The sequence below is a fragment of the Lutibacter aestuarii genome, from assembly GCF_042676885.1.
GTDB lineage: Bacteria > Bacteroidota > Bacteroidia > Flavobacteriales > Flavobacteriaceae > Lutibacter > Lutibacter aestuarii.
Genome location: NZ_JBHTIC010000006.1, coordinates 321,214 through 347,867, shown reverse-complemented (window position 1 = coordinate 347,867; position 26,654 = coordinate 321,214). Strand labels below are relative to the sequence as shown.

23 protein-coding genes are annotated in these 26,654 nt (G+C 30.0%); 5 read left to right on the top strand and 18 right to left on the bottom strand.

Annotated elements, in window-relative coordinates; translation table 11 throughout:
- The first annotated feature begins 61 nt into the window (after window positions 1–61).
- Window positions 62–892, top strand: a complete 831-nt coding sequence (locus ACFQZW_RS06250) for a BT1926 family outer membrane beta-barrel protein (protein WP_386781834.1) — start codon at window positions 62–64, stop codon at window positions 890–892.
- A 76-nt stretch (window positions 893–968) separates the two neighbouring features.
- On the opposite strand, the gene ACFQZW_RS06245 is transcribed toward ACFQZW_RS06250, so the two are convergent.
- Together ACFQZW_RS06245 and metG are read right to left on the bottom strand one after the other, a co-directional pair.
- On the bottom strand, window positions 969–3,092 hold the full coding sequence (locus ACFQZW_RS06245) for a Tex family protein (RefSeq protein ID WP_386781832.1): 2,124 nt from the start codon (window positions 3,090–3,092) through the stop codon (window positions 969–971).
- A 109-nt stretch (window positions 3,093–3,201) separates the two neighbouring features.
- Complete coding sequence (gene metG / locus ACFQZW_RS06240) at window positions 3,202–5,337, bottom strand: methionine--tRNA ligase (RefSeq protein ID WP_386781830.1); 2,136 nt, start codon at window positions 5,335–5,337, stop codon at window positions 3,202–3,204.
- A 111-nt stretch (window positions 5,338–5,448) separates the two neighbouring features.
- Between metG and ACFQZW_RS06235 the strand changes: the two genes are divergently transcribed.
- Window positions 5,449–5,808, top strand: coding sequence for a YraN family protein (locus tag ACFQZW_RS06235; RefSeq protein ID WP_298262660.1), 360 nt, complete (start codon window positions 5,449–5,451; stop codon window positions 5,806–5,808).
- Here the strand turns inward: ACFQZW_RS06235 and ACFQZW_RS06230 are convergent.
- Window positions 5,805–7,151, bottom strand: coding sequence for a TlpA family protein disulfide reductase (locus ACFQZW_RS06230; protein WP_386781827.1), 1,347 nt, complete (start codon window positions 7,149–7,151; stop codon window positions 5,805–5,807). The genes ACFQZW_RS06235 and ACFQZW_RS06230 overlap by 4 nt on opposite strands.
- Before the next feature lie 77 nt (window positions 7,152–7,228).
- Here ACFQZW_RS06230 and ACFQZW_RS06225 point away from each other — a divergent pair, with 77 nt between their 5' ends.
- Window positions 7,229–8,023 (top strand): SDR family oxidoreductase, encoded by a 795-nt coding sequence (locus ACFQZW_RS06225; RefSeq protein ID WP_298285016.1) that lies wholly within the window; start codon window positions 7,229–7,231, stop codon window positions 8,021–8,023.
- Here the strand turns inward: ACFQZW_RS06225 and ACFQZW_RS06220 are convergent.
- On the bottom strand, window positions 8,020–8,373 hold the full coding sequence (locus ACFQZW_RS06220; protein WP_298262663.1) for a hypothetical protein: 354 nt from the start codon (window positions 8,371–8,373) through the stop codon (window positions 8,020–8,022). The genes ACFQZW_RS06225 and ACFQZW_RS06220 overlap by 4 nt on opposite strands.
- A 64-nt stretch (window positions 8,374–8,437) precedes the next feature.
- Between ACFQZW_RS06220 and ACFQZW_RS06215 the strand changes: the two genes are divergently transcribed.
- Window positions 8,438–8,953: a CvpA family protein gene (locus ACFQZW_RS06215; protein WP_298262664.1), complete on the top strand. Its 516-nt coding sequence runs from the start codon at window positions 8,438–8,440 to the stop codon at window positions 8,951–8,953.
- Between the two features lie 57 nt (window positions 8,954–9,010).
- Window positions 9,011–10,129 carry a redoxin domain-containing protein gene (locus ACFQZW_RS06210; protein ID WP_386781824.1) on the top strand — a complete coding sequence of 373 codons (1,119 nt, stop codon included), beginning with the start codon at window positions 9,011–9,013 and terminating at the stop codon, window positions 10,127–10,129.
- Here the strand turns inward: ACFQZW_RS06210 and ACFQZW_RS06205 are convergent.
- The 14 genes from ACFQZW_RS06205 to ACFQZW_RS06140 form a co-directional block, all read right to left on the bottom strand.
- Window positions 10,126–10,878, bottom strand: a complete 753-nt coding sequence (locus ACFQZW_RS06205; protein ID WP_386781822.1) for a tetratricopeptide repeat protein — start codon at window positions 10,876–10,878, stop codon at window positions 10,126–10,128. The two genes, ACFQZW_RS06210 and ACFQZW_RS06205, sit on opposite strands and share 4 nt — an antisense overlap.
- A gap of 1 nt (window position 10,879) precedes the next feature.
- Window positions 10,880–12,649, bottom strand: coding sequence for a BatD family protein (locus ACFQZW_RS06200; protein ID WP_386781819.1), 1,770 nt, complete (start codon window positions 12,647–12,649; stop codon window positions 10,880–10,882).
- Between the two features lie 15 nt (window positions 12,650–12,664).
- A complete protein-coding gene (locus ACFQZW_RS06195; RefSeq protein WP_386781817.1) occupies window positions 12,665–13,489 on the bottom strand; it encodes a tetratricopeptide repeat protein in 825 nt (274 codons plus the stop codon).
- 7 nt (window positions 13,490–13,496) lie between these two features.
- Window positions 13,497–14,531, bottom strand: a complete 1,035-nt coding sequence (locus ACFQZW_RS06190) for a VWA domain-containing protein (protein WP_386781815.1) — start codon at window positions 14,529–14,531, stop codon at window positions 13,497–13,499.
- A gap of 10 nt (window positions 14,532–14,541) precedes the next feature.
- Complete coding sequence (locus tag ACFQZW_RS06185; RefSeq protein WP_298262670.1) at window positions 14,542–15,546, bottom strand: vWA domain-containing protein; 1,005 nt, start codon at window positions 15,544–15,546, stop codon at window positions 14,542–14,544.
- A 2-nt stretch (window positions 15,547–15,548) separates the two neighbouring features.
- On the bottom strand, window positions 15,549–17,147 hold the full coding sequence (locus ACFQZW_RS06180) for a hypothetical protein (protein ID WP_386781812.1): 1,599 nt from the start codon (window positions 17,145–17,147) through the stop codon (window positions 15,549–15,551).
- Window positions 17,148–17,175: 28 nt separating this feature from the next.
- Complete coding sequence (locus tag ACFQZW_RS06175; RefSeq protein WP_386781810.1) at window positions 17,176–18,048, bottom strand: DUF58 domain-containing protein; 873 nt, start codon at window positions 18,046–18,048, stop codon at window positions 17,176–17,178.
- A gap of 96 nt (window positions 18,049–18,144) precedes the next feature.
- Window positions 18,145–19,152, bottom strand: a complete 1,008-nt coding sequence (locus ACFQZW_RS06170) for an AAA family ATPase (protein WP_298262673.1) — start codon at window positions 19,150–19,152, stop codon at window positions 18,145–18,147.
- Between the two features lie 117 nt (window positions 19,153–19,269).
- Window positions 19,270–20,016 carry a UDP-2,3-diacylglucosamine diphosphatase gene (locus ACFQZW_RS06165; protein WP_298262674.1) on the bottom strand — a complete coding sequence of 249 codons (747 nt, stop codon included), beginning with the start codon at window positions 20,014–20,016 and terminating at the stop codon, window positions 19,270–19,272.
- Between the two features lie 33 nt (window positions 20,017–20,049).
- Window positions 20,050–21,699 (bottom strand): S41 family peptidase, encoded by a 1,650-nt coding sequence (locus ACFQZW_RS06160; RefSeq protein WP_298285048.1) that lies wholly within the window; start codon window positions 21,697–21,699, stop codon window positions 20,050–20,052.
- Window positions 21,700–21,701: 2 nt separating this feature from the next.
- Window positions 21,702–22,121, bottom strand: a complete 420-nt coding sequence (locus tag ACFQZW_RS06155) for a deoxycytidylate deaminase (RefSeq protein ID WP_298262676.1) — start codon at window positions 22,119–22,121, stop codon at window positions 21,702–21,704.
- A gap of 56 nt (window positions 22,122–22,177) precedes the next feature.
- Window positions 22,178–22,762 (bottom strand): HupE/UreJ family protein, encoded by a 585-nt coding sequence (locus ACFQZW_RS06150; protein ID WP_298262677.1) that lies wholly within the window; start codon window positions 22,760–22,762, stop codon window positions 22,178–22,180.
- Between the two features lie 50 nt (window positions 22,763–22,812).
- Window positions 22,813–24,348, bottom strand: coding sequence for an aminotransferase class V-fold PLP-dependent enzyme (locus ACFQZW_RS06145; RefSeq protein WP_298285051.1), 1,536 nt, complete (start codon window positions 24,346–24,348; stop codon window positions 22,813–22,815).
- A gap of 88 nt (window positions 24,349–24,436) precedes the next feature.
- Window positions 24,437–26,410, bottom strand: coding sequence for a protein-disulfide reductase DsbD family protein (locus tag ACFQZW_RS06140; RefSeq protein ID WP_386781805.1), 1,974 nt, complete (start codon window positions 26,408–26,410; stop codon window positions 24,437–24,439).
- Window positions 26,411–26,654: the final 244 nt, after the last annotated feature.

Here is a 26,654-nt window from a genome sequence, read left to right as displayed (position 1 = left end):
AATAGGGCTGTTTAGGCAGCCCTTTATAAAACAAAAATTAACTCTTAAAGAACTAAAACATATGAAAAAATATTTAATTTTATGCTTTATCCTTGCTTTTACACTAACCAGTGTAAACGCTCAAGATAAAGATTCAAACCACGTTTGTAAAACAGACCCTTGTAACCATGGTGTAACATATGCACCTGAGAAAGGAGACTTTACTGCAGCGATGGTTTTTGGACGAGGAGCATATCTAAATGGAGGGTTAACTGTACCTAGTTCTTATTATAGTGTTAGTGGTGATGCACCTTACGCAAATGACGTAGATGCTAACAATAACAGTATAACAAATATGGTAGGTGCTGAAGGACGTTACTACGTAAGTAATAGATTTGCCCTTTCATTAACAGGAGGTGCTATATTACGTAATACACCTTCTCAATTAAACATCCCAGCTGTTACAGATGTTAATGGTAATGTAATCATCCAAGCGTACGATGCAGTTGTTGCAGATGAACGTGCAGATGTTAGCTTTTCTGTTGGTGGACAATGGTTGTTTAATACAAAAAATAATAGATTATTTCCTTATTTAGGCGTTGCATTTCCTTTTGACTATGCTAGAAGATCTTTATACGATCCAACAGTAACAGTTGATAATTCAGGAAACCCTACAATCACAGATTTAGGTGCACGTCACGTAGATATCACAGCTTTTGGAATTCAAGCTGTAGCAGGTGTTGATTATTATGTTGCTAAAGATGTATTCTTTGGTTTCGATATCAAACCAGTATCTTATACATATGCTGCAAGCGTTAAATCTCCAGGTCCAGGTTTATTAAACTTGGAAGCTGAAAACAATACAGTTTCATTCTTTGCTCAATTTTCTTTCAAACTTGGGTTTAAATTTTAACTTGTAGGTTACTATAAATAATGAAAGGGTTACTTAACGGTAACCCTTTTTTTATATCAATACAATTTAAATTTGATTATTTTACTAAAGACAGTTGAATTCGTTTACGTACACTATCAACTTCTAAAACCTTTACTATAATTTGTTGATGTAAACTTACCACACTTGACACATCACTTACAAAACTATCAGACAAGTTTGAAATATGAATTAAACCACTTTCTTTAATTCCAAGGTCAACAAAACAACCAAAGTTTGTAATATTATTTACTATTCCTGGAAGCAACTGGCCTTCGTGTAAATCGGTTATGGTTCTAATATTTTGATTAAACGTAAAAACTTTAGCTTTTTCACGAGGATCTAATCCTGGTTTTTCTAATTCAGATAAAATATCCTTTAAGGTTAGAATTCCAACTGTTTTTGTACAGTATTTTTCTAATTTTATTTTTTGAAGCAATTCTTTATTCCCAATTAAATCGGCAACAATACAACCTTCATCTTTTGCCATTTTTTCTACAATAACATAGCTTTCTGGATGTACGGCAGAATCATCTAATGGATTATTAGGATTTTTAATTCGTAAAAAACCTGCACCTTGTTCAAAAGCTTTGTTTCCTAAACGAGCTACTTTTTTAATATCGTTTCTTGATGTGAATGCACCATTTTCATCTCTATACTTAATAATATTTTCGGCCAATTTTGGTCCAATACCCGATACGTAACTTAATAAAGAAACACTTGCAGTATTTATATTTACACCAACAGAATTTACACAACTTTCTACAACAGTATCTAACGATGTTTTTAATTTAGCTTGATCAACATCGTGCTGATATTGCCCAACTCCAATAGATTTTGCATCTATTTTAACCAATTCTGCCAAAGGATCAGCCAATCTTCTCCCAATAGAAACCGCTCCACGTACAGTTACGTCGTAATTTGGAAATTCATCTCGTGCAATTTTAGAAGCCGAATAAATACTTGCACCTGCTTCACTTACCACAAAAACTTCAACATCCTTATTAAACCGCATTTTTCGAATTAACTGTTCCGTTTCACGTGAGGCTGTTCCGTTTCCTATGGCAATGGCTTCAATTTTATATGCATCAACCAACGAACTTATCTTTTTCATAGCACCTCTAGCATCGTTCTTTGGAGCATGTGGATAGATAGTTTCGTTATATTCTAAACCTCCTTGAGCATTTAAACAAACCACTTTACAACCTGTTCTAAAACCAGGGTCAATAGCCAAAATTGTTTTTTCACCTAATGGAGCACCTAATAACAATTGCTTAAGATTTTTGGCAAATACCTGTATGGCACTATCATCCGCTTTTTGTTTAGCATTACTAATGGCTTCATTTGAAAGTGAAGGCATTAATAACCGTTTATAAGCATCTTCAATAGCCATACTTAATTGCTGACTACAATTGCTGTTAGAATGAATAATGCGATCTTTAATTTTAGACAACGCTCTTTCGTTGTCAATTTCAATTTTTATACGAATAAAACCTTCTTTTTCGGCTCTTAAAATTGCTAACAAACGATGCGAAGGAATGCTGTTTAAACGCTCGGACCATTCAAAATAATCTTTAAATTTTTGAGCTTTCTCTTCATTAATTTTGTCTTTAACAACTTTGGTAATAATTGAAGCAAATTTATTGAATTGATAACGAACATTATTTCTAATATCTGTTCGTTCATTAATCCATTCAGCAATAATAAAACGTGCACCTTCTAAAGCAGTTTCAATTGTTTTAACTTCTTTATTAATATATTTTGAAGCGGTATATTCCAAATCGTTCACACGCTGACTCATTATCATTTTAGCCAACGGTTCCAAACCATTTTTACGAGCAGTTTCAGCCTTTGTCTTGCGTTTTTTCTTAAAAGGCAGATAAATGTCTTCTAAAACTGTTAAATCGGTTGTAGCCTCAATTTTTTGTTTTAATTCTGCAGTTAAAACCTCTTGTTCTTCTAATGCTTTTAAAATGGTTACTTTTCGTTTTTCTAGTTCTTCAAACTGTGATTTAAATTTAACAATTTCACCAATTTCAACTTCATTTAAATTTCCTGTTTGCTCTTTTCTATAGCGAGAAATAAAAGGAATGGTACAATCTTCATTTAATAATTGAACGGTGTTTTCTATTCCTTTGCTTGGAAGATTGGTTTTAGATTGTATAAAGTTGAATAATTGCATTGTAAAATTTTAATAGTGTAATTAAAAAAACCCTGAAAAAGTTCAGGGTTAAATTTATAAATTATGCTTGATAAATACCGCTATTTATATAGAATAACAAAAAATTAGATTAGCTAATCTGTTCTCCATTTTTTACCGCATCATTTTCTGGTTCAATAAAAGCCAATGTACCATCTTTCGTATCGGTCATTAAAATCATTCCTTGGCTTTCAACTCCACGTAATTTTCTTGGAACTAAATTCACTAAAACCGTTACTTTTTGTCCAATAATTTCTTCAGGTTTAAAACTTTCTGCAATACCAGAAACAATAGTTCTAATATCAATACCTACATCAACTTTTAATTGAAGTAGTTTTTTTGTTTTAGGTACTTTTACAGCATCAATAATAGTTCCAACTCTAATATCAAGCTTTGTGAAGTCGTCAAATTCAATCGTTGGTTTTTGAGGTTCTACTTTTTTAGTATCGGCATCATTTACCAATTTGGTTGCCTCTAATTTATCTAATTGAATTTGAATGTCTGTATCTTCAATTTTAGCGAATAACAATTCAGCCTTTCCAATTTGATGATTTGCAGCAATTAATTCGTCTTTCTCTTCAACATCATTCCATTTTAAAAAGTCATTGCGAAACTCATTTTTTTGAGTTGTGACAATCTCATTCTTAGAGGAGATTACTTTATCGCTTTGCTCCTTGTAATGACGTAAGTTCAAAATCCCTTTTAATTTTGTAGATGTAAAAGGTAAAAAAGGTTCACAAACAACCGCTAATCCAGCAGCAATTTGTAAAGCCACATACATAATAGTTTTTACTCTTTCAGGATTTTCCTTTAGTTGCTTCCAAGGTTCTTCATCGGCTAAATATTTATTCCCTAAACGTGCCAAATTCATCAATTCTTGCGAAGCCTCTCTAAAACGGTAACGTTCTATAGAACTACCTATAATTGAAGGGAATTTTTGCAATTGTTCCAACGTTTCATTATCTATATCGCTAAATTCATTTGGTTCAGGAACAACCCCTTGATAATACTTATTAGTTAAAACTACCACTCTATTGATAAAATTACCGAAAATAGCTACCAATTCGTTATTGTTTCTTGCCTGAAAATCTTTCCAAGTAAAATCGTTGTCTTTAGTTTCAGGAGCATTTGCAGTAAGTGCGTATCTTAAAACATCTTGTTTATCAGGGAACTCTTCTAAATATTCATGCAACCAAACCGCCCAATTTTTTGAAGTTGAAATTTTATTGCCTTCTAGGTTTAAAAATTCATTGGCAGGTACGTTTTCAGGTAAAATATAACTTCCTTCTGCTTTTAACATTGCTGGAAAAATAATGCAGTGAAATACTATATTATCTTTTCCAATAAAATGAATTAATTTAGTGTCTTTATCTTTCCAATAAGGTTCCCAATCTTTACCTTCTCTTTGTGCCCATTCTTTGGTAGATGATATATAACCAATAGGAGCATCAAACCAAACATATAATACTTTGCCTTCTGCACCTTCCACAGGTACTGGAATTCCCCAATCCAAATCTCGAGTTACGGCTCTTGGTTTTAAACCATCGTCTAACCAAGATTTTACTTGTCCTAACACGTTCGTTTTCCAATCATTTTTATGGCCTTCAACAATCCATTCTCTTAACCACTGCTCGTACTTATCTAAAGGTAAATACCAGTGTTTTGTTACTTTGGTTGTTGGTACATTTCCTGTAATTGTCGATTTTGGATTGATTAAATCTGTTGCATTATGACTTGTTCCACATTTTTCACATTGATCGCCATAACTTTCATCATTTCCACATTTAGGACAGGTTCCAATTACAAATCTATCTGCTAAAAACTGTTTGGCTTCTTCATCGTATAATTGTTCTGTAGCTTCTTCAATAAACTTACCTTCATCATATAACTTTTTAAAAAATTCTGAAGCTGTTTGATGATGAATTTCAGCAGAAGTACGGGAGTAATTGTCAAAAGAAATTCCAAAATCACTAAAAGATTTTTTAATAATTGCATGGTATTTATCCACAATATCTTGTGGAGAAACTCCTTCTTTTTTAGCTTTTATTGTAATTGGAACTCCATGTTCATCAGATCCACAAATATATAATACATCGTTTCCAGTACTACGTAAATATCGCGCATAAATATCAGCTGGTACATAAACACCTGCTAAATGCCCAATATGTACTGGACCATTGGTGTATGGTAATGCTGCTGTAATGGTATATCTTTTTGAATTGCTCATCAAAATTTGTTTAAGAAAGCACAAAAATAAGGATTGTTTATTAGAAAAATGAAAACTTCATTGGCTTTTCGTATTTTGCTGTACAATTAATTTGAAATGAAAAAGTAAAAAATGGCTACACACAACGAATTAGGAAAAAAAGGTGAAGAACTAGCAGTTGAATTTCTTCTAAAAAATAACTATCAAATTTTAGAACGTAATTGGCGTTTTAAAAAAGCAGAAGTTGACATTATTGCTTTAAAAAATAATGTTTTAGCCGTTATTGAAGTAAAAACTCGATCTACAGATTATTTTGGGAATCCACAAGATTTTGTAAATCCAAAAAAAATTAAATTATTAGTAGAAGCTATCGATTATTATATAACTACTAAAAATGTTGATGTTGATGTTCGCTTTGATATCGTGGCTATTTTAAAACAACAACAACATTATAAAATTGAACATTTAAAAGATGCTTTTTTATATTTTTAATGTTCAAAAAATTCTTTAACATTTTCAAAATAATAAGGCTTAGAGATTATTTTCTTGGTGGCATCTAATATAAAATAGGTGGGTGTAGCGTTTATTTCATATTCACGAGCTATAGGATTTTCCCATTTCTTTAAACCTAGAATATTTGTCCATTTGGTCAGGTTTTGAGTCTGTTTTTTAAACTCTACATCATTCATTTCTAGCGCAATGGCAATTACATGAATCTTAGGTTTGTCTTTTGTGTATTCATATAATTTTGGTATCTCATTCAAACAATGTGAACAAGAGGTACTCCAAAAAACTACCATATATTGGTCTGCATTGTTAAGTTCACTTAAGTTTTTGGTTATACCATTTTCATTCCACGTAATTTCTGGCGCGTATTTACCAATAGCAAGTTTAACTTTAAGCTGAATATCTTTAATAACATTTAAATCTATAAGTTCTTTTGGTAATTTTTTATAATAACTCTCTAAAATAAAGTCTATTAACCCCACATTTTCAACCTGAGCAAACGTATATAACAACGTAGTTAATAGTTCGCTTTTTAACAATTGGTGATTGCCTACTTTTTGCATAACTTCATTCACTGCATTTTTATACAAAACATTTTGAACTTCCACATCTTCTGAGCTGTTTAAGTAAAACACATAATCAATTATTTTTTCACTAAAAAAACTGGAGCTTTTAAGATTATCGTCTTCAAAGTTTATAAAATCGAAATAATGCTTTTTTTCACTATTTAAATATGCTTGTGGATTATTTATTAAACTTTTAGCATAGTATTTATTACTCGCGTAAATGAAACTATTTACCAACTTCCCTTTAGAGAGTTGTTCAAAATTAGTTTGTAAATTATTTTTTTGAAGTAATAAACTTGTGTATATTTTTTGACTTTTTAGTTGTTCATTTATATCCGTTAATCTAAAAAAAAGTAGTTGGACAGAGTCTAATTGTTGCCTTATCTCAGAAGTTTTTATGGTGTACTCATTATAAATTTTATTTTCTTCAGAAACTAAAAAATTTAAGGTTGTTGAAGGTGTTTCTCGGTTAAATTCTAGTTCAATATTTTCATTATTATAAATAAAATCAACAAAACCTCTATGTTGCATATCGTACATTAATCGATACATACCAGATGAAGAATTTTCAGGAAAATCAATTTTAAACTCTCCATTGGTAATTGTTGCATTTTTAACATATAATTGTTTGGCTCCTTTTAATTGATATAAAATAATCCAATTATTTTCTTTTGAAATAGGTTCTACCTCTCCTTTTACAAAATGTTGCCCTGAAACAGTAAAAGAAATCAACAAAAAAAGAGGTAGTAGTTGTTTAAGCATCGTTTTTATTTTCAATGATTTATTCAATAATCACACCAAAAATAACTAAATTTATTATTTTGCCTAAAATAGCATTTATGAATTTTGAAAATAAAATTATTTGGATTACTGGAGCTTCTTCTGGTATTGGAAAAGCTTTAACTTTTGAATTGTCAAAAAGAAAAGCCAAACTGATTATTTCTTCAAGAAATGTGAAGGTTCTTGAAAAGGTAAAAAAAGAATGTCTTTATCCTGAAAATGTAAAAATTATACCTTTAGACTTAGAAAATTATGAGAGCCTAGCATCAAAAGTAAGTGAAGCTATTAGTACTTATGGAAAAATTGATATTTTATTTAATAATGGAGGCATCAGTCAACGATCTTTAGCTAAAGAAACTTCAATTTTAGTTGATAAGCGTATTATGACAATAAATTACTTAGGAACCATAGCTTTGAGCAAAGCTTTGTTGCCTCACTTTATCGAAAACAACCAAGGTCATTTTGTAGTTACCACAAGTATTGTTGGAAAAATTGGAACTCCCATGAGATCATCCTATGCAGCTTCAAAACACGCCTTACATGGCTTTTTTGACAGTTTGCGTGCTGAAATTCATCAACACACTATTAAAGTTACTTTAGCATGTCCAGGTTTTGTTCAAACTAACGTTTCAATTAATGCTTTAACAGGTGATGGCTCTCCTCAAAATAAAATGGACAAAGCCACTCGCAATGGATTAACTCCTTTTACTTTTACAAAGCACTTATTAAAGGCTGTAGAAGCCCAAAAAGAAGAAGTTTATATTGCAGGATTTAAAGAAAAATTAGGCATTTATACCAAGCGATTTTTTCCAAAATTACTTTCTCAAATGATTCGGAAAATAGCGGTAACTTAAATCAATTGTTGCGCTTTAAAATACAATACGATGGCTTCTTTCATTAAAACCGTTTGTTCACCAGCTTTTAAAATAGGCAATTCTTCAAGCACTTTATAATGTGGCCATCCATCGTTATCAAAAAAGTCAAATTCATAATATCCAAAAGGTTCTAACAGCCTACAAATTGCAATATGCATTAAGTTTACTTTATCGTCTTTTTTAAATTCAACAGCTCCTTTACCTAATTCTTGTACGCCAATTAAATAAATAATAGCGTCTAAATTTAATTGTTCTCCATCCCCAAATTTAGAGCTTAAAATTTCTAAAACTCTTTCGTAATCTTCTTTTAATTGTATATCTCTTGACATTTGAAATCTATTGTTAGATTGCAAATATACAAATCGATTCATGTATATTTACAAAAACTATTACATGAATACTTTTGATATTATAATTACTGCCTTCTTGCTATTTGGATTTATTAGAGGTTTTTTTAAAGGTTTATTTGTTGAAATTGCTTCTTTAGTTTCATTAATAGCTGGAATTTATGGAGCCATTCATTTTTCATATTTTGTAGGAAATTTTTTAGCTAGTAAGGTATCTTGGGAAGAAAAATATATTACGATTGTTTCTTTTGCTATTACCTTTGGTATTATTGTTTTAATAATAGCTTTATTGGGAAAACTATTTACCAAAATGGCCGATTTTGCTTCGTTAGGGCTTTTAAATAAATTATTAGGAGGTGTTTTTGGAGCTTTAAAACTAGGATTGATATTAAGTGTTATTTTATTAGTTTTCAGTAAATTAAATAACACTATTCCTTTTATTTCAAATACTCAACAAGAAGCCTCTATTTTATACGAACCTGTTAAAAATTTAGCTCCAACACTTTTTCCTAATTTTTTAAAAGTTGTAGAAGATGAAACTGATTTTGAGATTTCTAAATAAAATTTGTTAGGATTCAAAAAATCTCACGTCAAAAAAGCATCAAACTATCAATATTTTATGAGTTCATTAAAAAAAATCTTATTTATAAGCAGTATTGCATTTTTATCTTTAATTGGCTGCAATTCAAAAAAACAAGCTTCCTTTAGAATATCTGGTAAAATAAATAGTTTAAAAAATACGTATATTTTATTACATAAAATTGAAGATTATCAACAGTCACAAACCTCATTAATTGATTCTATTTACATAAATAAAAAAGGTGAATTTAATTCCATTTATTTTTTACAACCCGCAATTTACACCTTGCAAATAGCTGCTAAAAAAATAACATTAGCAATAGACCACAAGCAGCATATTGTAGTAAAAGGGAGCAGTATTAATGATTTAAGTATCACTGGTTCTAAGGATACCGACTTATTGAATAAATATGAACAATACAGAGAAGAATCGTTAAACAGGTTGGTAACATCTGTTAGAACTCAAATTAAAAAGCTTCAAAACAATGATGTTTCCAATGAAGAAATTATTAGATTAAGAGCTTTAGAAGTTGAAAATTATCAAAAACACTTAAATGAATTAGTCAACTTTGTTAAAAATAAAATGGGAGTTTCTATTGCAATTTATCCTACTTCTTTACGATGGAACAATGAAAATTTACCTTTTTTAAAAGAATTGGTTTTAAATTTTGAAAACAAACATGGGCCAATCAACATAACTCAGCAACTAAAAGATAAAATTAAGCTATTAGAAAAAACAAATATAGGTAGTCAGGTTTTACCTATAGAGATGCCTTCTAAAAATGGTCAAATTGTTTCTTTAAACAGTGTAAAAAAAAGAGTAACTCTTATAGACTTTTGGGCTAGTTGGTGTCCACCTTGTAGAACTGAAAGTATTTTGTTAAATAACCTCTACAAAAACTATAATTCTAAAGGTTTTGAAATTTATGGTATCTCACTAGATACTAACAAAGATCGTTGGTTAAAAGCACTTGAAACAGATCAAAGAACATGGGTAAATGTATCAATCTTAGAAGGATTTAATACACCTATTGCAAAAGAATATGGTATTGCTGCTTTACCTACTAATTTTTTAATTGATGCTGAAGGGAAAATTATTGCTCAAAACATTCATGGGGAGCAGCTAAAACAAAAAATAAAAGAAGTGTTTGAAAATTAAATTTCTTTTAAACCTGTTGATGGCATCCAGCCTATTTTACCATCGGCAATTTTAATTTTTTTCCAATCATCAAGTTCGTCTAAAATTATAACTTTTGTACCTTCGTGCAATTCAAAAACTTCTTCACTTATTTTGGTAGGTGCATTTTTAATTTCAACTTTTTGTTTGTAAATAATTGCAGTTCTATTTTTTTGAACAGTTTTATAATTATTAAAAGCAAAAAAAGTAGAAACTACCATAATAAAAGCAGCTAATATAGAGCCGTTAAAAAACAAAAATTTCTTTCTAGTTCCTAAAGAAAAATAGTACAATAAAAACATCATTGTAACCAAAAAAGAAGCTATAACTGCTATAATTGCCCAAGTATCAAACGGTAATTTTTGAATAATATTAGCTGAAAAACGTTGAAAAAATGTTTTAGGAAGCTCCTCAATTACGTCAATAGTCATTCTTTTAGCAAAAGCTAAATTTGAATTTGCATCTTCATGTACAGGGTTTAACTTTAAAGCTTTTTCGTAATAATAAATTGAAGGAGCAACTTTATTTAACTTATAATAACAATTACCTAAATTAAAATACAAATCATCTGAAGCAACTCCTTGCTTTTCAATGCTTAAATACAATTCAATTGCTTTGTTGTATTTTCCGTTTTTATACAAATTATTGGCTTCATCAAATATTTTATTTGGTGTTTGTGAAAATGCAACCAAATTAAAAAGTAGTACAATGCTAAGTATTAAATTTTTCATTTTACAAATGCTTATCAATTTTGGTTATTACAGTTTTAGCTTTTTCAAATTCTTGCTCCATCATAACATTGGTTGTAGGTGTATAACGCGCAAAATCACAATCATTTAACACTTCAACAAACTCGTTTATAGTTGCTAAATCAACTCCTTTACTTTGTAAAATTTCTGATATTTTTTCTTTAGAAATATCGGAAGTTTCCACAAATAATTTAGCCTTTAAAAAGTTGTGCAAGGCTTTCTCTAAAGCAATGTAAAAAGCTTCTTTTTTACCTAATTGTTTTTTTGCTTCCGATAAATATTTTCGAGCTAATTTATCTGCTTTTCTAATTTTATTTCCAAAAACATCTCCTGCTCTTTTAGCGCGATTTTTACCAATCATAATTCCTATTGGTATGGCTAAAAATGGCAATAGTAACAACAAATAAAATGTGATTGAATTTAAAAATATACCTTTTTTAATTGGGTTAAATGTTGTATTTAATGCTATAAATCTAAAGTTATTATCATTGGCTATTACTTGTTGTTTTTGATTTGAAACTATATTGTTGTTAGCTGCTGAAGGTAGTTCTTTGCCTTCTGTTACCTCTACAAAAATTGCTTCAGTTTTAATTGTTTTATATTTTTTTTCTTTTGGGTTAAAATAAGAAAATGTGACTTCTGGTATTTTGTACTTTCCTTTGTATTGTGGTACAACGGTATAAGCATCAGAAATAGTTCCTCTTAAACCATTTAAAGAAGTTACCACTTGTTCTTTATGCTCAGGTGTATAAACCTCCAACTCTGCTGGTGTTGTAATTTTTGGGATCTCAAACAGTTTTAAATTTCCTCTCCCCGAAACCTCTACTTTAATTTGAGCAGCATCATTAGCTTTCAGTATATTTTTATCTGCAAATACGTTAAATTCAAACTCTCCTACAGCACCTGTAAAATCAATAGGTTTACCTTCTTCAGGTAAAGGTTTTACCAGTACATTTTTAGTTGGAGATTCTGTTGAATAACTAATATTTCTAGTAATCATATTCCCAAAAAAATCGCCTCTTCCTGTAGGTACACCAACAGAAAAATCCATTTTTATAGGTTCAACAACTAGTTTTCCGTCTCTTTGAGGAATTAAAACTGCCCTTTTTAAGATAAGATATCTATAATCTTCACCATTATATTTCCCTCTTCTTACCGTACCATCTTTTACTTCAATATCTTGGTTCCAAAATCCATTATATTGAGGAGATTCCGTTACTCTCCAATCATTCACACTAATATTTTCACTTACAAAAAGTTTGTAAACCACATAAATTCCTTCGCCAACATAAGGTGACAAATTAGAAACTTCAGCAACTAAATGTATATTTTGTTGAGCTATATATTCTGGATTATTTGGATCTTTTGGTATTTCAACTTTTTCAGTAACTTCAATCTTTACTGTATTGGATTTTACGATATCATTATTATACTCTATAGTTGCAGGCTCTATAACAAAATTACCTTCATTTTTAGGTTCTAAGATATAAATGTAAGATTGTGAGTAACTTGCCTTACCATTAATCCAAGATTGATTTACAGAAGAGCTTGGCCCACCAACCACTTTAAAATTGTTAAAAGATGGCGGTTTAAAATTATCTGCTCCTTGTTTATTAACTGTAAATTGTATTTTAAAACGTTGGTTTACACCCAGTTTATTTTTACTAACTGATGTTGTAAACTCTATTTGAGCACTTAATAACTGAGTTGCAAACAGTAATATACTTAATATGTAAAACTTTATAAATTTCATTTATTAAACTATTAATTACCAGTCTTTTTCTTGTTTTATTTTTTTGCCTTTAGCCTTTTGAGCATTTAACTTTTTTTGTGTTTTATTTTCTTCATTGTTCATTGCCTCTAATAACTGCTTCATTTGCTCAGGGGTTAATTGATTAGGCCTAGGTTGTTTATTTTTTTCTTCGTCTTTTTGATCATTTTTATCTTTTTTAGGATCTCCTTTATCATCTTTTTTGTCTTTCCCTTTATCTTGATCCTTGTTTTTATCATCTTTCTTCTCATCATCGCCTCCTTCTTTTTCCTTTTGATCTTTATTTTTGTTGTCTTTATTGTCTTTGTTATCCTTATTATCTTTGTTGTCTTTATCGTTTTTATTTTGTTGTTGCTGCTTTAAAAGTTCTTGTGCCAAAGCTAAATTGTACCTAGTTTCATCATCTTTTGAATTATTTCGCATTGAATTTTTATATGCTTGGACAGCTTGTTCGTATTTTTTCTCTTTCATAAAAGCATTCCCCATATTGTGATAGGTTTCGGCTTTACTCATTTTTTCATTTACTGTTTTTTCAACCAATTCAAATTGTGTAACTGCTTCTTTATTCCTGTTTTGTTGATACACTGCATTTCCTAAATTATACGAAGCTTTCGGGTAATTTGGATTTTTAGACAGGGCTTTTTTATAAGCAATCTCTGCTTCATCAAATTTTAACTCATTGTATAGTTTGTTGCCGATTCTAACATCTTCTCTAGCTTCTCTTTCTAATGCTTTTTGATTTTTTTCTTGAGAAAAAGCAAGTGTTGCTAGCATTAATAGTGAAAATGTAAGTAGTTTTTGTATGTTAAAAAATTGTTTCATGTTGTTTTTATTTTTGATTGAATAAATTCAACTTTTGAACCCATTTCGTTTTCTTTTCTAATAATAATACATCAATAATTAAAAATAGCAATCCTAAACCAATAAACCATTGAAATTGGTCTTTATAATCTGAAAATTGTTTCGTTTCAAACTCGCTTTTTTCAGCTTTTACTAACAAATCTTCAATTATGGTTATGGTTTCTTGAGTTTTATTTCCGTTGATATATTTTCCGTTTCCTTCATTTGCTATTGCTCTTAAAACCTCTTCTTTCATTTGTGTAATTACCACTTCACCCTTGTTATCTTTTTTATAACTAATTACAGATCCATTGCTTCTTATTGGAATTGGTCCTCCTTTTTCTGTTCCAACACCTATGGTGTAAATTTTAATTCCTTGTTTTTTTGCTTCTTCAGCTAAGGAAACTGTATTTTCTTCGTGATCTTCACCATCGGAAACTATAAACAAAAATCTGTTGGTTTGTTCATCATTATCAAAATAAGTAATTCCACGTTCAATTGCTTCATTAATGGCTGTTCCTTGGCTTGAAACCATATCAGGATTGGCATTTTGCAAAAACATTTTTGCTGCTGCGTGATCTGTAGTTATTGGAAGTAAAGGGTATGAATTTCCTGCATAAATAATAATTCCAATTCTATCACTTCCTAAGCTTTCAATAATGCGCGTAATTATCTGCTTTGCTTTGTCTAAACGACTTGGGGCAATGTCCTCAGCTAACATACTTTTAGAAACATCTAATGCAAAAACAATGTCTACACCTTGTCTTTTAACGGTTTCTAATTTAGTTCCCATTTTTGGATTTGCTAAACCAATAATTAAAAAAGCCAAACCTAAACAAACAACAATTATTTTTAAAAATGATTTAAATGTAGACTGCTCTGGACTTAATTTTTGAATTAAATGGGCATCAGCAAATTGTTTTTGAGTGCGTTTTTTCCACCAAAGCACCAACAAAAACAGTACAAAAAGTACAGGTATAATTGCTAAGTAAATAAAATATGTTGGTTCTTCTATTTGATACATTTTTAAATATTTATATAAAACTTTTAAATATGGTATGCTTTAAAGCCATTTCTATTAAAACTAACAAGCCCGCTATAAGTACTAAAATTCTATAATTTTCTTGATAGTTGTAATATTTAAACTCTTCTATTTCAGTTTTTTCGAGTTTATTAATTTCGTCATAAATAGCTTTCAATTTTAAATTATCGGTAGCTCTAAAGTACTTACCTTCGGTTTCTTTAGCAATATACCTCAATAAATCTTCATCTATTTCAACAGGAGAATTTCTAAATAACAACTGACCTGTTCTAGGATCTTTAGCATAAGGAAATGAAGCGGTTCCATTTGTTCCCAAACCAATGGTATACACTTTAATTCCTAAACCAACTGCTAATTCCGTTGCTGTTTTAGGATCAACAAAACCTGTGTTGTTTACTCCATCGGTTAATAAAATAATTACTTTACTTTTCGCTTTGCTTTCTTTCAATCTATTTACTGCAGAACCTAATCCCATTCCAATAGCTGTTCCACCTTCTAATTGTCCCCATTTAATTTCTGAAATGGTATTTCTTACAATTCGTTTATCACTAGTAATTGGTGTTTGCGTAAAACTTTCTCCAGCATAAACTACAATTCCAATTCGGTCGTTTGGGCGCTGATTTACAAATTCATTGGCTACTTTTTTAAGAGCCTCTAATCTATTAGGTTCTAAATCTCGAGCTAACATACTTGCAGAAACATCAATTGCCATTACAATATCAATCCCTTTATTTGTTTTAGTTCGCTCACTAACTTCAACAATTCTAGGTCGTGCTAAAGCAATAATTAAAAGTGTCATTGCAATTAATCTTAAAACCGGCAATAAAGGTTTTAATTTTGATAACAAAGAAGGCTGCGTTTGAAAGCCTTTTGTACTTCCTATAGTGAATGTTGCCTGCCCTTTTTTTCTAATTAGAAAAAACCATACCGCTAATAATGGTATTAAAATTAATAACCATAAAAACTGTGGATGTAAAAATTCAAAATTTTCTAACATAGTTAATTATTTATGGATACCGAATTAATAATACGTTCGCTTACTTGTTTGGCAGAAGCCTCTTTTTCAGGGTAAGACACAAATACTTGTTGCATTCCTTTTGTATTGGCAAATAACAACATGGTTAATTTATTATTTTCCATTTTTTTAGTAACAGGGTTTTCTAACGTATAATCCATCAATACTTTTCTACCTTCATTACCATCAATAAGTATAGGTTCTTGTTGAATATTGGTGAATGTTGTATTCATTTTAGCTTCCATAGACTTAATAGAGCCTTGTACACCACCATCTAAATTAAAATTGTCAACTTCACTTAAAAAATGGATGGTAGAAACTATCACATAAAAATTACTAATTAAACTTTTGTATGAATAGCTTGAAAAATCTCCAACTGAAGTGACACCGTTATCTGGAAGTTGTACTGATTCAATCTTTAAAATTTCAGGAGTTTCAATGGTTATTGGCGGATGTCCATAAGTAGCTTTATACCATTGTTTATTAGAATCCATCATTTCTGAAGTGGTGTCTCCTAATACATTTTTCTTTAAAAATTTATAACCAAAATAACCAGCAACTCCAATAATTATAATAAAAAAAGCTGCAAAAATTAATAAGTATTTTTTTAAATTACTTTTCTTTTTTGGTTCCTCAACTGCTATTTCAAAAGCTTGATCTTGAGTTGCCTCAGCTTCTTGTACTCTTTTTTTATGAACGGCTCCTTCTGTATCTTTTAAAATGTGTTCAATAATAGTTCTATCATTTTTAATTTCTTCAACTATTGGTTTAGATTTAGCAAATTTCACTAAATCTGCACTTTGTAATACTTGTTTTAATTGCTGTATGGTTGCTTTTGAGATTCCTAATTTACTAGATTCATTAAAGTCGGTAATGGTTTCAATTAATTCGTTAGTAGTAGATTCTAGTGCTGGAATTTTAATATCTTTTTCAATATAAGTTCTAACAATGTCTGTTAACTCTGAATAATAAATCTTTATTTTGTTTTGTTGTAATAGTTTTTTCCCATCCAATTCAACTAAACGTTGCATAGCTTCTTGTATTGGTGCTATATGTACTTTAGGGATGATTTTTTCTTTTTTCTTTCTAAAAATAACATAAAGAATACCAGCTATTAACAATAAAACTGGAATTAAAATCCACCACAAATGCTTATAATCATCAAATGTTTTTGGCTCACTTTTAATTGATTTTATTTCATATAAGCCTTGTTTGGTTGTATCAACTTTTACGGTTGCCACGTTTATTAACAACGAATCTGTTACATATTTTTTATTGCTAATTAAAATTTCTTGTTGAGGAATAACATAACTCCCACTATCAAAACTGGTAAGTAAGTATTTTTTTTCTAAGCTGTTTTTAAGAGTGTCTGTAGGCAATGTTTCTACCACTTCAACCTTTCCTAAACTATCCAATTTTAACTTAGGAAAAATAACATTATTGGTTTCATTCACTGAAATTTTAAATTGAATTTGCTCTCCAATTTTTATCGAAGTAGTATCTGCTGTAACAGTAACTGGATTTTGTTGGGAAAACCCAATAAAACCGATAAAAAATAAGATATAAACTACTTGTTTTTTCATTTTAAATTCTTCTTTCCAATACCATTTGTTATTTACCACCTTTGCGTTTAAAATAACCTAATAATTTTTTCACATAACTTTCATCAATCCTAGAACTAATTGTTCCTGCTCCACTATGACTAAATGATTTTTCGAAATATTCAACTGCGTTTTGATAGTGCTTTTGATAATTATTTCTCACTTTTTTTGAAGAAGTATTTACCAATAATGTAGTTCCTGTTTCGGCGTCTAGCATTGGTACCATTCCTAAATTTGGAATTGTTTCATCATGCTTATCAAAAACTCTAATTCCTGTTACGTCGTGCTTTCTTCCTACAATTTTTAGGGTATGTTCATAATGTGTATCCATAAAATCAGACAATACAAATACGATGGCTTTTTTCTTCATTACACTCGATAAAAATTTGAGTGCTTCATTAATAGTTGTTTTTGTACTTTTTGGTTGAAATTCAATCAATTCTCTAATAATACGAAGCACATGACTTTTCCCTTTTTTTGGAGGAATAAATAATTCAACCGAATCTGAAAAAAGTAGTAAGCCAACTTTATCATTATTTTGAATAGCAGAAAAAGCCAAGGTTGCGGCTATTTCGGTTAAAGTATCGCGCTTAAACTGATGTGTTGTTCCAAAAAATTCTGAACCACTTACATCAACCATGAGCATCATTGTTAATTCTCTTTCTTCTTCAAATACTTTTACAAAGGGTTCGTTATAACGTGCTGTTACATTCCAATCTATCGCTCTAACATCATCTCCATATTGATATTGACGTACTTCTGAAAAAGTCATACCACGCCCCTTAAACGAACTATGATATTCGCCTGAAAATATGTGATCAGACAAGCGGCGTGTCTTAATCTCTATTTTACGAACTTTTTTTAGTATTTCTTTAGTATCCATAATTCCTATTAAATTGTTTAAAGTGTATTTATTGAATTACTCTTTATTATCTTCTTTATAAATTAGAACAATAAAGCAGTTACACAAATAAACATTTTATGGTACTTCTACTTGATTTACTATTTGATTGATAATGTCTTCTGAAGTTACATTTTCAGCCTCTGCTTCGTATGTAATTCCAATTCTATGACGTAAAACATCGTGCACAACAGCACGTACATCTTCAGGTATTACATATCCTCTTCTTTTGATAAAGGCAAAACATTTAGCTGCCATGGCTAAGTTGATACTTCCACGTGGAGAAGCTCCAAAACTTATCAACCCTTTTAAGTCTGGTAAGTTATATTTTTCAGGGTAACGAGTAGCAAAAATAATGTCTAAAATGTACTTTTCAATTTTTTCATCCATATAGACTTCTTTTACTGCTTCTCTTGCTTTTATAATTTGATTGATAGATGCAACTGCATTTATGGTTCCAAAACTATTATTTAAATTTTGGCGCATAATTAGTTGTTCTTCATCCAATTTTGGATAATCAATCACTGTTTTTAACATAAAACGGTCAACCTGAGCTTCAGGTAACGGATAAGTTCCTTCTTGTTCTACTGGGTTTTGTGTTGCCATTACTAAAAATGGTTCTTCTAACTTGAAAGTAGTATCTCCAATAGTAATTTGACGCTCTTGCATTGCTTCTAACAAAGCAGATTGAACTTTTGCTGGCGCACGGTTAATTTCATCAGCCAATACAAAATTGGCAAAAATTGGTCCTTTTTTAATGGTAAAATCGTTGTCTTTTACACTATAAATCATTGTTCCAATTACATCCGCTGGCAATAAATCTGGTGTAAATTGTATTCTGCTAAAATTACCTTGTACTGCCTTTGAGAGTGTGTTAATAGCTAATGTTTTAGCTAAACCAGGAACACCTTCTAATAAAATGTGACCATTTCCTAATAAACCAATTAGCAATCGTTCTACCATGTGCTTTTGGCCAACAATTACTTTGTTCATTTCCATCATTAATAAATCGACAAAGGCGCTTTCTTTTTCAATTTTTTCATTAATTGCCTTAATATCAACCGAAACATTACTTTCTTCTATCATTTTATTTAATTTTTTAAACGCGTGAATTTAACATGCTTTCTTACACCATGCAAATAGCATAAATATTTTTTTAAACCTTGTTAAAAATTGGTTAAAAGTAGAATGATTTACAAAGGTTTAATAAGATTTTAACATCATTTGCTCCCCATCAAAAACAGCATAGGTAAAATGGGTAATCCAATCTCCGGTATTGACATATTTTGAGTTTTCAGAGAGGTGAATTTCTAAGGGAAGATGTCTGTGTCCAAATACAAAAAAATCGTATTTTTTTTCAGTTAATTTCTTTTTACAATATTGAACTAGCCATTCGTTATCTTCTCCTAAAAATTTTACATCTTCCTCGCCAGATATTAGCTTGTTTTTTACAGATAAATACTGAGCTAATTGTATTCCAATATCGGGATGCAACCACCTATATAACCACTTTGAAAAAGGGTTTGTGAAAATTTTTTTCATTCGTTTATACCCTTTATCTCCTGGTCCTAAACCATCCCCATGACCTATAAGAAATACTTTATTATTGAAGATAAATTCTTTAGGTTGATGGTAAATTGGTATGTTTAATTCCTTTTCAAAATAATCATGCATCCACAAATCATGATTTCCTACAAAAAAATGGATTTGCACACCACTATCTCTTAGCTCTGCAAGTTTTCCTAAAACTCTTACAAAACCTTTTGGAACTGCTTTTTTATACTCGAACCAAAAGTCAAATAAATCTCCCAATAGAAAGAGAACTTCACAATCCTTTTTAATTTCATTGAGCCAATTAACAAACTTTTGTTCTCTAATTTTACTGCTATCGGTTGTAGGAGCTCCAAAGTGTTGATCTGAAGCAAAATATATTTTTTTATGAATTGTCAAAATTTAGATGAATTAGAAACTCAAAGATACGTTTTAGTTCTTATTTTTATCTTCTTTCGCTTTTTTACCTTCCAACTCAAGTACTTTTAAAATCATATTATCTTTAGTTTGACTAATGACGAAATAACCTGTTTGATCAAATAAATCTCTTGCTACAAAGGCTTTAAAATATCGTTGAAGGTCTTCTCTAACCTTAGGTGCTAAAGGATACTTTATATCCAATTCTTTTAAATATTGTTTAAATATTCTACCATCTTTATCAAAATTTACAACAAAATCATCCAATTCCCATTGACTCATTTCACTTCTATGATTATCTATATATCTAAAAACAAAATCATTTAAACCTCTATACAACCTTGTACTATACGTACTTAATGTATCGATAGAAACAAAAATATCTGGAATAATACCTCCACCACCATAAACAATTTTTCCTTTAGGAGTTACATATTTCAAACTGTCATTAACTTTAATGCTATCTTTTGATAGTAATTCTCCATTATGAACCCTTTCAATATAATCATTATTATATGTTTTGTTTCCATTATGATCGTATGGTTTTTGAATAGATCTACCCGTTGGAGTATAGTATCGAGAAGTTGTTAATCTAACAGCCGAACCATCTCCTAAATCCATTTCTTGTTGAACCAATCCTTTACCAAAAGACCTTCTTCCAACGATAGTACCTTTATCATTATCTTGTAGTGCTCCTGCCACAATTTCACTAGCTGAAGCTGAATTTTGATCAATTAACACATACACATTTCCATCTTCAAAACTACCTCTTTTAGTTGCGTAAGACTTATCAACTTCACCGTTTTTATTTTTTGTAAATACAATTAGCTTTCCATCTTCTAAAAACTCGTCAACAATGTTATTAGCTATGTCCATAAATCCTCCTGGATTTCCTCTTAAGTCTAACACTAGCGAAGTCATCCCTTCAGAAATTAATTCGTTTAAAGCTTGTTTAAACTCTATATAGGTGGTTCTTGCAAATCGTTCAACATTAATATAACCCAGTGTTTTAGTAATCATATAATAACCCGAAACACTTTTTATTGGAACCTCACCTCTTGTGATAGGAATTTCGAGTATTTCGTTAGTTGATCTTCTATAAACAGAGACTAAAACATTTGTTTCTGGTGCTCCTTTTAAAGATCTCATAATTAGATCACTTACTTTTCTTCTCCCTAAAAAGGTTTGTTTTTCATTTGCTTCAACTCCAGCTCTTTTAAAAATACTTTCACCAAATAAGGTATCATTATCAGCTATCAAAATTCTATCCCCAGCTTTTATGCCTGCCTTTTCACTTGGTCCATTTTTAATTACACCTGTAACCGCTACCGTATCGTTATGCATTAAAAAAGAAACTCCTATTCCTTCAAATTTCCCTTGCATATTTTCTGTAACACGTTTTAAATCTTCTTTAGGAATATATACAGAATGTGGATCTAATTTTAAAAGCATATTAGTAATAGCATCATCTAATAAACTGTCGGTATTTACCTTATCAACATAATCATATTGAATATAATTTATCAAACGTTTTATTTTAGCTTCATTGGTATTTGAGCTAAATAACATGGTTTTATTTTTAAAATTAAAGGTACTTCCAATAAATATTCCAACTGCAATTGCAATTCCAATAAATAAAGGTAAATAAGCTTTTCTTTTTGCCATTTTTATTCTTTAAGATGTGTTAATTCAACTCCTGCTTTCTCTAAAAATTCTAATCCAGAGGTGTCTTTATATTTTTCAGCATAAACGATTCTTTTGATTCCGGATTGATGAATAAGTTTACTACATTCTTTACAAGGAGATAGTGTTATATATAACGTAGAATTTTTACAAGATTGTGTGGAACTTGCAACTTTTGAAATAGCATTGGCCTCTGCATGCAAAACATACCACTTTGTATTTCCTTCATCATCTTCACAACAATTTTCAAATCCTGTTGGAGAGCCATTAAACCCATCAGAAATTATCATTCTACCTTTTACTATTAATGCTCCAACTTTTTTTCTTTCACAATACGATAATTTTGCCCACTCCTTTGCCATACGCATATATGCTTGATCGTACTTTAGCTGTTTTTTACTCATAAAATTTGAAATAATTACGAAATTACTAAGATTCAAATGAACTTCAAGTTAAAGTTTTACCAAAAAATGGCTCCTTTTAAAATTGGTAATACAATTCCAATAACTATAGATGAAATGATAAGAACCCAATCTCTTTTTGAAAACCTAAAAATTGTTTGAAAAACAAATCCTAAAACTAAAATAATAAAAACAACTATTATTTGAGCAATTTCAATTCCTAAAGCAAACTCTAATAATGGAATTAATTTATCTGTTGATTTACCAATAAGAATTTTAAAATATCCTGAAAATCCTAAACCATGAATCAATCCAAAAAATAATGCAAATACTAAATTAGTATTTGTTTTGGTTAGTTTAGAGGTGTTTTTGGCGTAAAAAATATTAACTAAGGCTGTTATAATGATGGTTATTGGAATTAAAAATTCAACCCAATTAGAGTTTACAGAAACTATCTTATAAGCTGATAGAATTAACGTTAAGGTATGACCAATGGTAAATAAGGTGATTAACCAAAGTATTTTTTTCCAATTTTTAAAATCGTAAACTACTGCTAAAGCGATTAAAAAGAGTACATGGTCATATGCATTCCAATCCAACACATGAAAAAGTCCTTCTTTAAGGAAAAACATGAAATTATCCATAAATAATTAAAATTTTAGTCCTCAAATATAGAAAAAACTTTTTCCTATAATTAATTAAACCAATTATTTATCAAATCCTTTTCAATTGGTTTAGCTGTTTTATGGATGTATTCATTTTTAGCAGCATCATATGCATAATCTTCACCCCAAACTTTATAGTTTTCAGCAACCTGCTTAATGCTATCACAAACGTATAAAACTTCTTTATTGGTAATGGTTGGGTGTATTGACATACGTATCCAACCAGGTCTTTCAACCATACATCCATCTAATATTTTTTTCTCAATACTTTTAGAGGTTTGCTGATCTACATGTAATAAAAAATGCCCATAAGTACCCGCACAAGAACAACCTCCTCTAGTTTGAACTCCAAATTTATCATTTAACAGTTTAACAATTAAATTAAAATGAACATCTTTAATAAAAAAAGAAAAAATACCTAGCCTATCTGTATGCTGTCCGGCAAGTATGATTAAATTTGGAATTTTTGAAAGTTTGTCAAAAACAATTTTATTAATTTCATGCTCTCTAGCAATGATATTTTTTACCCCCATTTTTTCTTTTAGTTGAATGGATAAGGCAATTTTAATAGTTTGTAAAAAACCTGGAGTTCCACCATCTTCACGAGTTTCAATATCATCAACATAGTCATGATCTCCCCAAGGGTTGGTGTAATTTACAGTTCCACCTCCTGGATTGTCAGGCACTATGTTTTTATACAATTTTTTGTTAAAAATTAACACTCCTGAAGTACCTGGACCTCCTAAAAATTTATGAGGAGAAAAGAAAATAGCATCTAAATACATTTCTTCATCTTCTGGATGCATATTTATTTCAACATAAGGTGCGGAACAAGCGAAATCTACAAAACAAAGTCCGCCATGTTGATGAATGATTTTAGCTATTTTATGATAATCAGTTCTAATCCCTGTAACATTAGAACAAGCAGTTACAGATGCTATTTTAATTGGTCTATCTTTATATTTTTCTATAATTTGTTTAAAGTTATCAAAACAAATTAAACCAGAATCTTGGCAAGGAATAATTTCAACATCTGCAATAGTTTCTAACCATGATGTTTGATTAGAATGATGCTCCATATGAGTTACAAAAACTATCGGTCTTAATTCTTCTGGAATGGAAGTATACTCTTTTAAATTTTCGGCTACTTTTAATCCTAAAATACGTTGAAATTTATTAACTACTCCAGTCATTCCACTTCCTGACGTTATCAATACATCATTTTCATTAGCATTTACATGGGCTTTGATAATATTTCTAGCTTTATGATACGCCATTGTCATTGCCGATCCAGTAATAGATGTTTCAGTATGAGTATTTGCAACAAAAGGTCCAAATTGATTTAACAGCTTTTCTTCAATAGGTCTATATAGTCGTCCACTTGCCGTCCAATCAGTATAAATAATTTCTTTTTCACCAAAAGGCGAAATAAATGTTTGGTTGTTGCCAATAATATTTTTTCTAAATTGCTGAAAATAGGTTTCTAATTCAGAAACCTGCGTGTCAGATTCATTCAAAATTTCTTTTGTTGTATCTTTTGAAAATAACTTTGAAAAAAAACTCATTTCAATTATCTTTAGTTTGTGATTTTAAAAAAGAAACACTCCAATTTATAAAAACTAGAGTGAATCTTCAACATTAAAAATCAATTTCTTATTTAAAATTCGCGATTCCCTCTTTTAACCAATTGTGGTATTCATCCACATCAGGTGTATATCCTGTTGGATCGATTAAATTTTCTCCATTATGATCAATTAACACATAAAATGGCTGAGCATTTGCACCATATTTAATCGTTTGAAATTCACTCCACTTTTGACCAATATATCTTAATTTTTTTCCAGGTCTTAATTTAGATTCAATTTCTCCATCTAATTTCCTTTTATCATCAACATATAAAGAAATTAAAACCACTTCATTTTTAAGTATTGGCAATACTTGATCTTTTGCCCAAACATTTTGCTCCATTTTTCTACAATTTACACAAGCGTGTCCTGTAAAATCAATCATTGCTGGTTTTCCTACTTTTTTTGCATAAGCCAATCCTTTTTCGTAATCATTAAATGCTAAAATATTATGCGGAGCCATTAAATGGGCGCCTTCAGGAATATCAGAATGATTATCACTTGATCCACTTCCTAATTTAGTAAATCCAACTCCATAAGGTGACTCACTATAATGTTGCGCTGGTGGAAATGCACTAATCAAGTTTAATGGTGCTCCCCAAAGTCCAGGAATCATATAAATTGTAAATGACAATGTTAATAACCCCAATCCTAATCTACCAACTGAGATGTGTGTTAATGGAGAATCATGTGGCAATTGAATTTTTCCAAATAAATAAAAAGCTAGTGTTCCAAAAATTGTTATCCAAATTGCTAAAAACACTTCGCGCTCTAACCAATGTAATTGTAAAACTAAATCGGCATTTGATAAAAACTTAAATGCTAGTGCTAACTCTAAAAATCCTAAAACAACTTTAACGGTATTTAACCAACCTCCAGATTTTGGTAAAGAGTTTAACCAGCCAGGGAAAGCAGCAAATAAAGCAAAAGGAATTGCTAATGCTAATGAAAAACCTAACATTCCAACAATTGGTCCTATTTGACTTCCTCCTGCCGCAGCTTCAACTAATAAAGTTCCAACGATTGGTCCTGTACAAGAAAATGAAACTATGGCCAAAGCTAGAGCCATAAAAAATATTCCTATAATACCTCCTCTATCTGCTTGTGCATCTACTTTTGTTCCCCAAGAACTTGGCAATGTAATTTCAAAAGCTCCTAAAAATGATATGGCAAAAATTACGAGTAATAAGAAAAATATAATATTAAACCACACATTTGTTGACAAAGCATTTAATGCATCTGCACCAAATATTGCGCTTACTATAATCCCCAATAACACATAAATAATTACTATAGAAAATCCATAGATAATTGCATTTTTCACACCCGCTGCTTTACTTTTACTTTGTTTGGTAAAAAAACTTACTGTCATTGGAATCATTGGAAAAACACATGGTGTTAAAAGTGCAGCAAATCCTGAGAAAAAAGCTATGATAAATATGGTTAATAAACTTTTATTTGATGATTTACTTTTTGTTGTTTTCGCAACTTCTACATTTGATTTGTTTGTCTCATTCTTTGTAGTTTCGTTAGCAACTGTTGTTGCTTTTTTTCCTGTAATTGAAAAGTTTAAATCAACAAATGTTGGAGGTAGGCAGTTAGAGTCATCACAAACCATAAACTCAACCTCTCCAGCAATTTTTAACGTATTTTCTGTTAAAAGTTTAATTCGTTGTTTAAAAATAGTTGAAGTTTCAAAATACTTGATTTTCATATTAAAAACAGGATCATCAACAGTATGTCCTTCTTCTTCAGATACATTTCCTATTAATTCGAAGTCAGCACTGGTTTCAAAAGAGAAAGCTGTTGGTATAGGACCATCTTCAGGCACATTTTGAGAATATAAATGCCAGTTTTCTTCTATAGAAGCTACAATTATTAAATCATATTCTGTATCACTAATTTTTTCAACATTTGTTGACCATTTTACTGGGTCATGAATTTGAGAATAACTAGTTACGCTTAAAAATAATATGGATAGAAGTAAAAATATTTTTTTCATATTAAAATTTGTTTCTTTTTAAGAATTGTCAAAATTAAACAATATTAGTTACTAAGTCGTTGAATCCTTTATTTTCCCCTAAGTTATTATGTTAAATTTTTCTTAATGTATAAACATTGCTATAAATAAAAATTTTAATATTTAAGCTACATAAAATATTACTTAGAATAAAAAACTAAGAAGTTTAACGTTTACAGAAAGGTTTTTCCTTACTATTGTTATGTGAAATCCATAAACTTTTAAT

What these genes read in the sequence shown, in the direction of transcription:
- ACFQZW_RS06250 (WP_386781834.1), top strand. Translation starts at nt 62, where the DNA reads ATGAAAAAATATTTAATTTTATGCTTTATCCTTGCTTTTACACTAACC.
- ACFQZW_RS06245 (WP_386781832.1), bottom strand. Translation starts at nt 3,092, where the DNA reads ATGCAATTATTCAACTTTATACAATCTAAAACCAATCTTCCAAGCAAA.
- metG (WP_386781830.1), bottom strand. Translation starts at nt 5,337, where the DNA reads ATGAGCAATTCAAAAAGATATACCATTACAGCAGCATTACCATACACC.
- ACFQZW_RS06235 (WP_298262660.1), top strand. Translation starts at nt 5,449, where the DNA reads ATGGCTACACACAACGAATTAGGAAAAAAAGGTGAAGAACTAGCAGTT.
- ACFQZW_RS06230 (WP_386781827.1), bottom strand. Translation starts at nt 7,151, where the DNA reads ATGCTTAAACAACTACTACCTCTTTTTTTGTTGATTTCTTTTACTGTT.
- ACFQZW_RS06225 (WP_298285016.1), top strand. Translation starts at nt 7,229, where the DNA reads ATGAATTTTGAAAATAAAATTATTTGGATTACTGGAGCTTCTTCTGGT.
- ACFQZW_RS06220 (WP_298262663.1), bottom strand. Translation starts at nt 8,373, where the DNA reads ATGTCAAGAGATATACAATTAAAAGAAGATTACGAAAGAGTTTTAGAA.
- ACFQZW_RS06215 (WP_298262664.1), top strand. Translation starts at nt 8,438, where the DNA reads ATGAATACTTTTGATATTATAATTACTGCCTTCTTGCTATTTGGATTT.
- ACFQZW_RS06210 (WP_386781824.1), top strand. Translation starts at nt 9,011, where the DNA reads ATGAGTTCATTAAAAAAAATCTTATTTATAAGCAGTATTGCATTTTTA.
- ACFQZW_RS06205 (WP_386781822.1), bottom strand. Translation starts at nt 10,878, where the DNA reads ATGAAAAATTTAATACTTAGCATTGTACTACTTTTTAATTTGGTTGCA.
- ACFQZW_RS06200 (WP_386781819.1), bottom strand. Translation starts at nt 12,649, where the DNA reads ATGAAATTTATAAAGTTTTACATATTAAGTATATTACTGTTTGCAACT.
- ACFQZW_RS06195 (WP_386781817.1), bottom strand. Translation starts at nt 13,489, where the DNA reads ATGAAACAATTTTTTAACATACAAAAACTACTTACATTTTCACTATTA.
- ACFQZW_RS06190 (WP_386781815.1), bottom strand. Translation starts at nt 14,531, where the DNA reads ATGTATCAAATAGAAGAACCAACATATTTTATTTACTTAGCAATTATA.
- ACFQZW_RS06185 (WP_298262670.1), bottom strand. Translation starts at nt 15,546, where the DNA reads ATGTTAGAAAATTTTGAATTTTTACATCCACAGTTTTTATGGTTATTA.
- ACFQZW_RS06180 (WP_386781812.1), bottom strand. Translation starts at nt 17,147, where the DNA reads ATGAAAAAACAAGTAGTTTATATCTTATTTTTTATCGGTTTTATTGGG.
- ACFQZW_RS06175 (WP_386781810.1), bottom strand. Translation starts at nt 18,048, where the DNA reads ATGGATACTAAAGAAATACTAAAAAAAGTTCGTAAAATAGAGATTAAG.
- ACFQZW_RS06170 (WP_298262673.1), bottom strand. Translation starts at nt 19,152, where the DNA reads ATGATAGAAGAAAGTAATGTTTCGGTTGATATTAAGGCAATTAATGAA.
- ACFQZW_RS06160 (WP_298285048.1), bottom strand. Translation starts at nt 21,699, where the DNA reads ATGGCAAAAAGAAAAGCTTATTTACCTTTATTTATTGGAATTGCAATT.
- ACFQZW_RS06155 (WP_298262676.1), bottom strand. Translation starts at nt 22,121, where the DNA reads ATGAGTAAAAAACAGCTAAAGTACGATCAAGCATATATGCGTATGGCA.
- ACFQZW_RS06150 (WP_298262677.1), bottom strand. Translation starts at nt 22,762, where the DNA reads ATGGATAATTTCATGTTTTTCCTTAAAGAAGGACTTTTTCATGTGTTG.
- ACFQZW_RS06145 (WP_298285051.1), bottom strand. Translation starts at nt 24,348, where the DNA reads ATGAGTTTTTTTTCAAAGTTATTTTCAAAAGATACAACAAAAGAAATT.
- ACFQZW_RS06140 (WP_386781805.1), bottom strand. Translation starts at nt 26,410, where the DNA reads ATGAAAAAAATATTTTTACTTCTATCCATATTATTTTTAAGCGTAACT.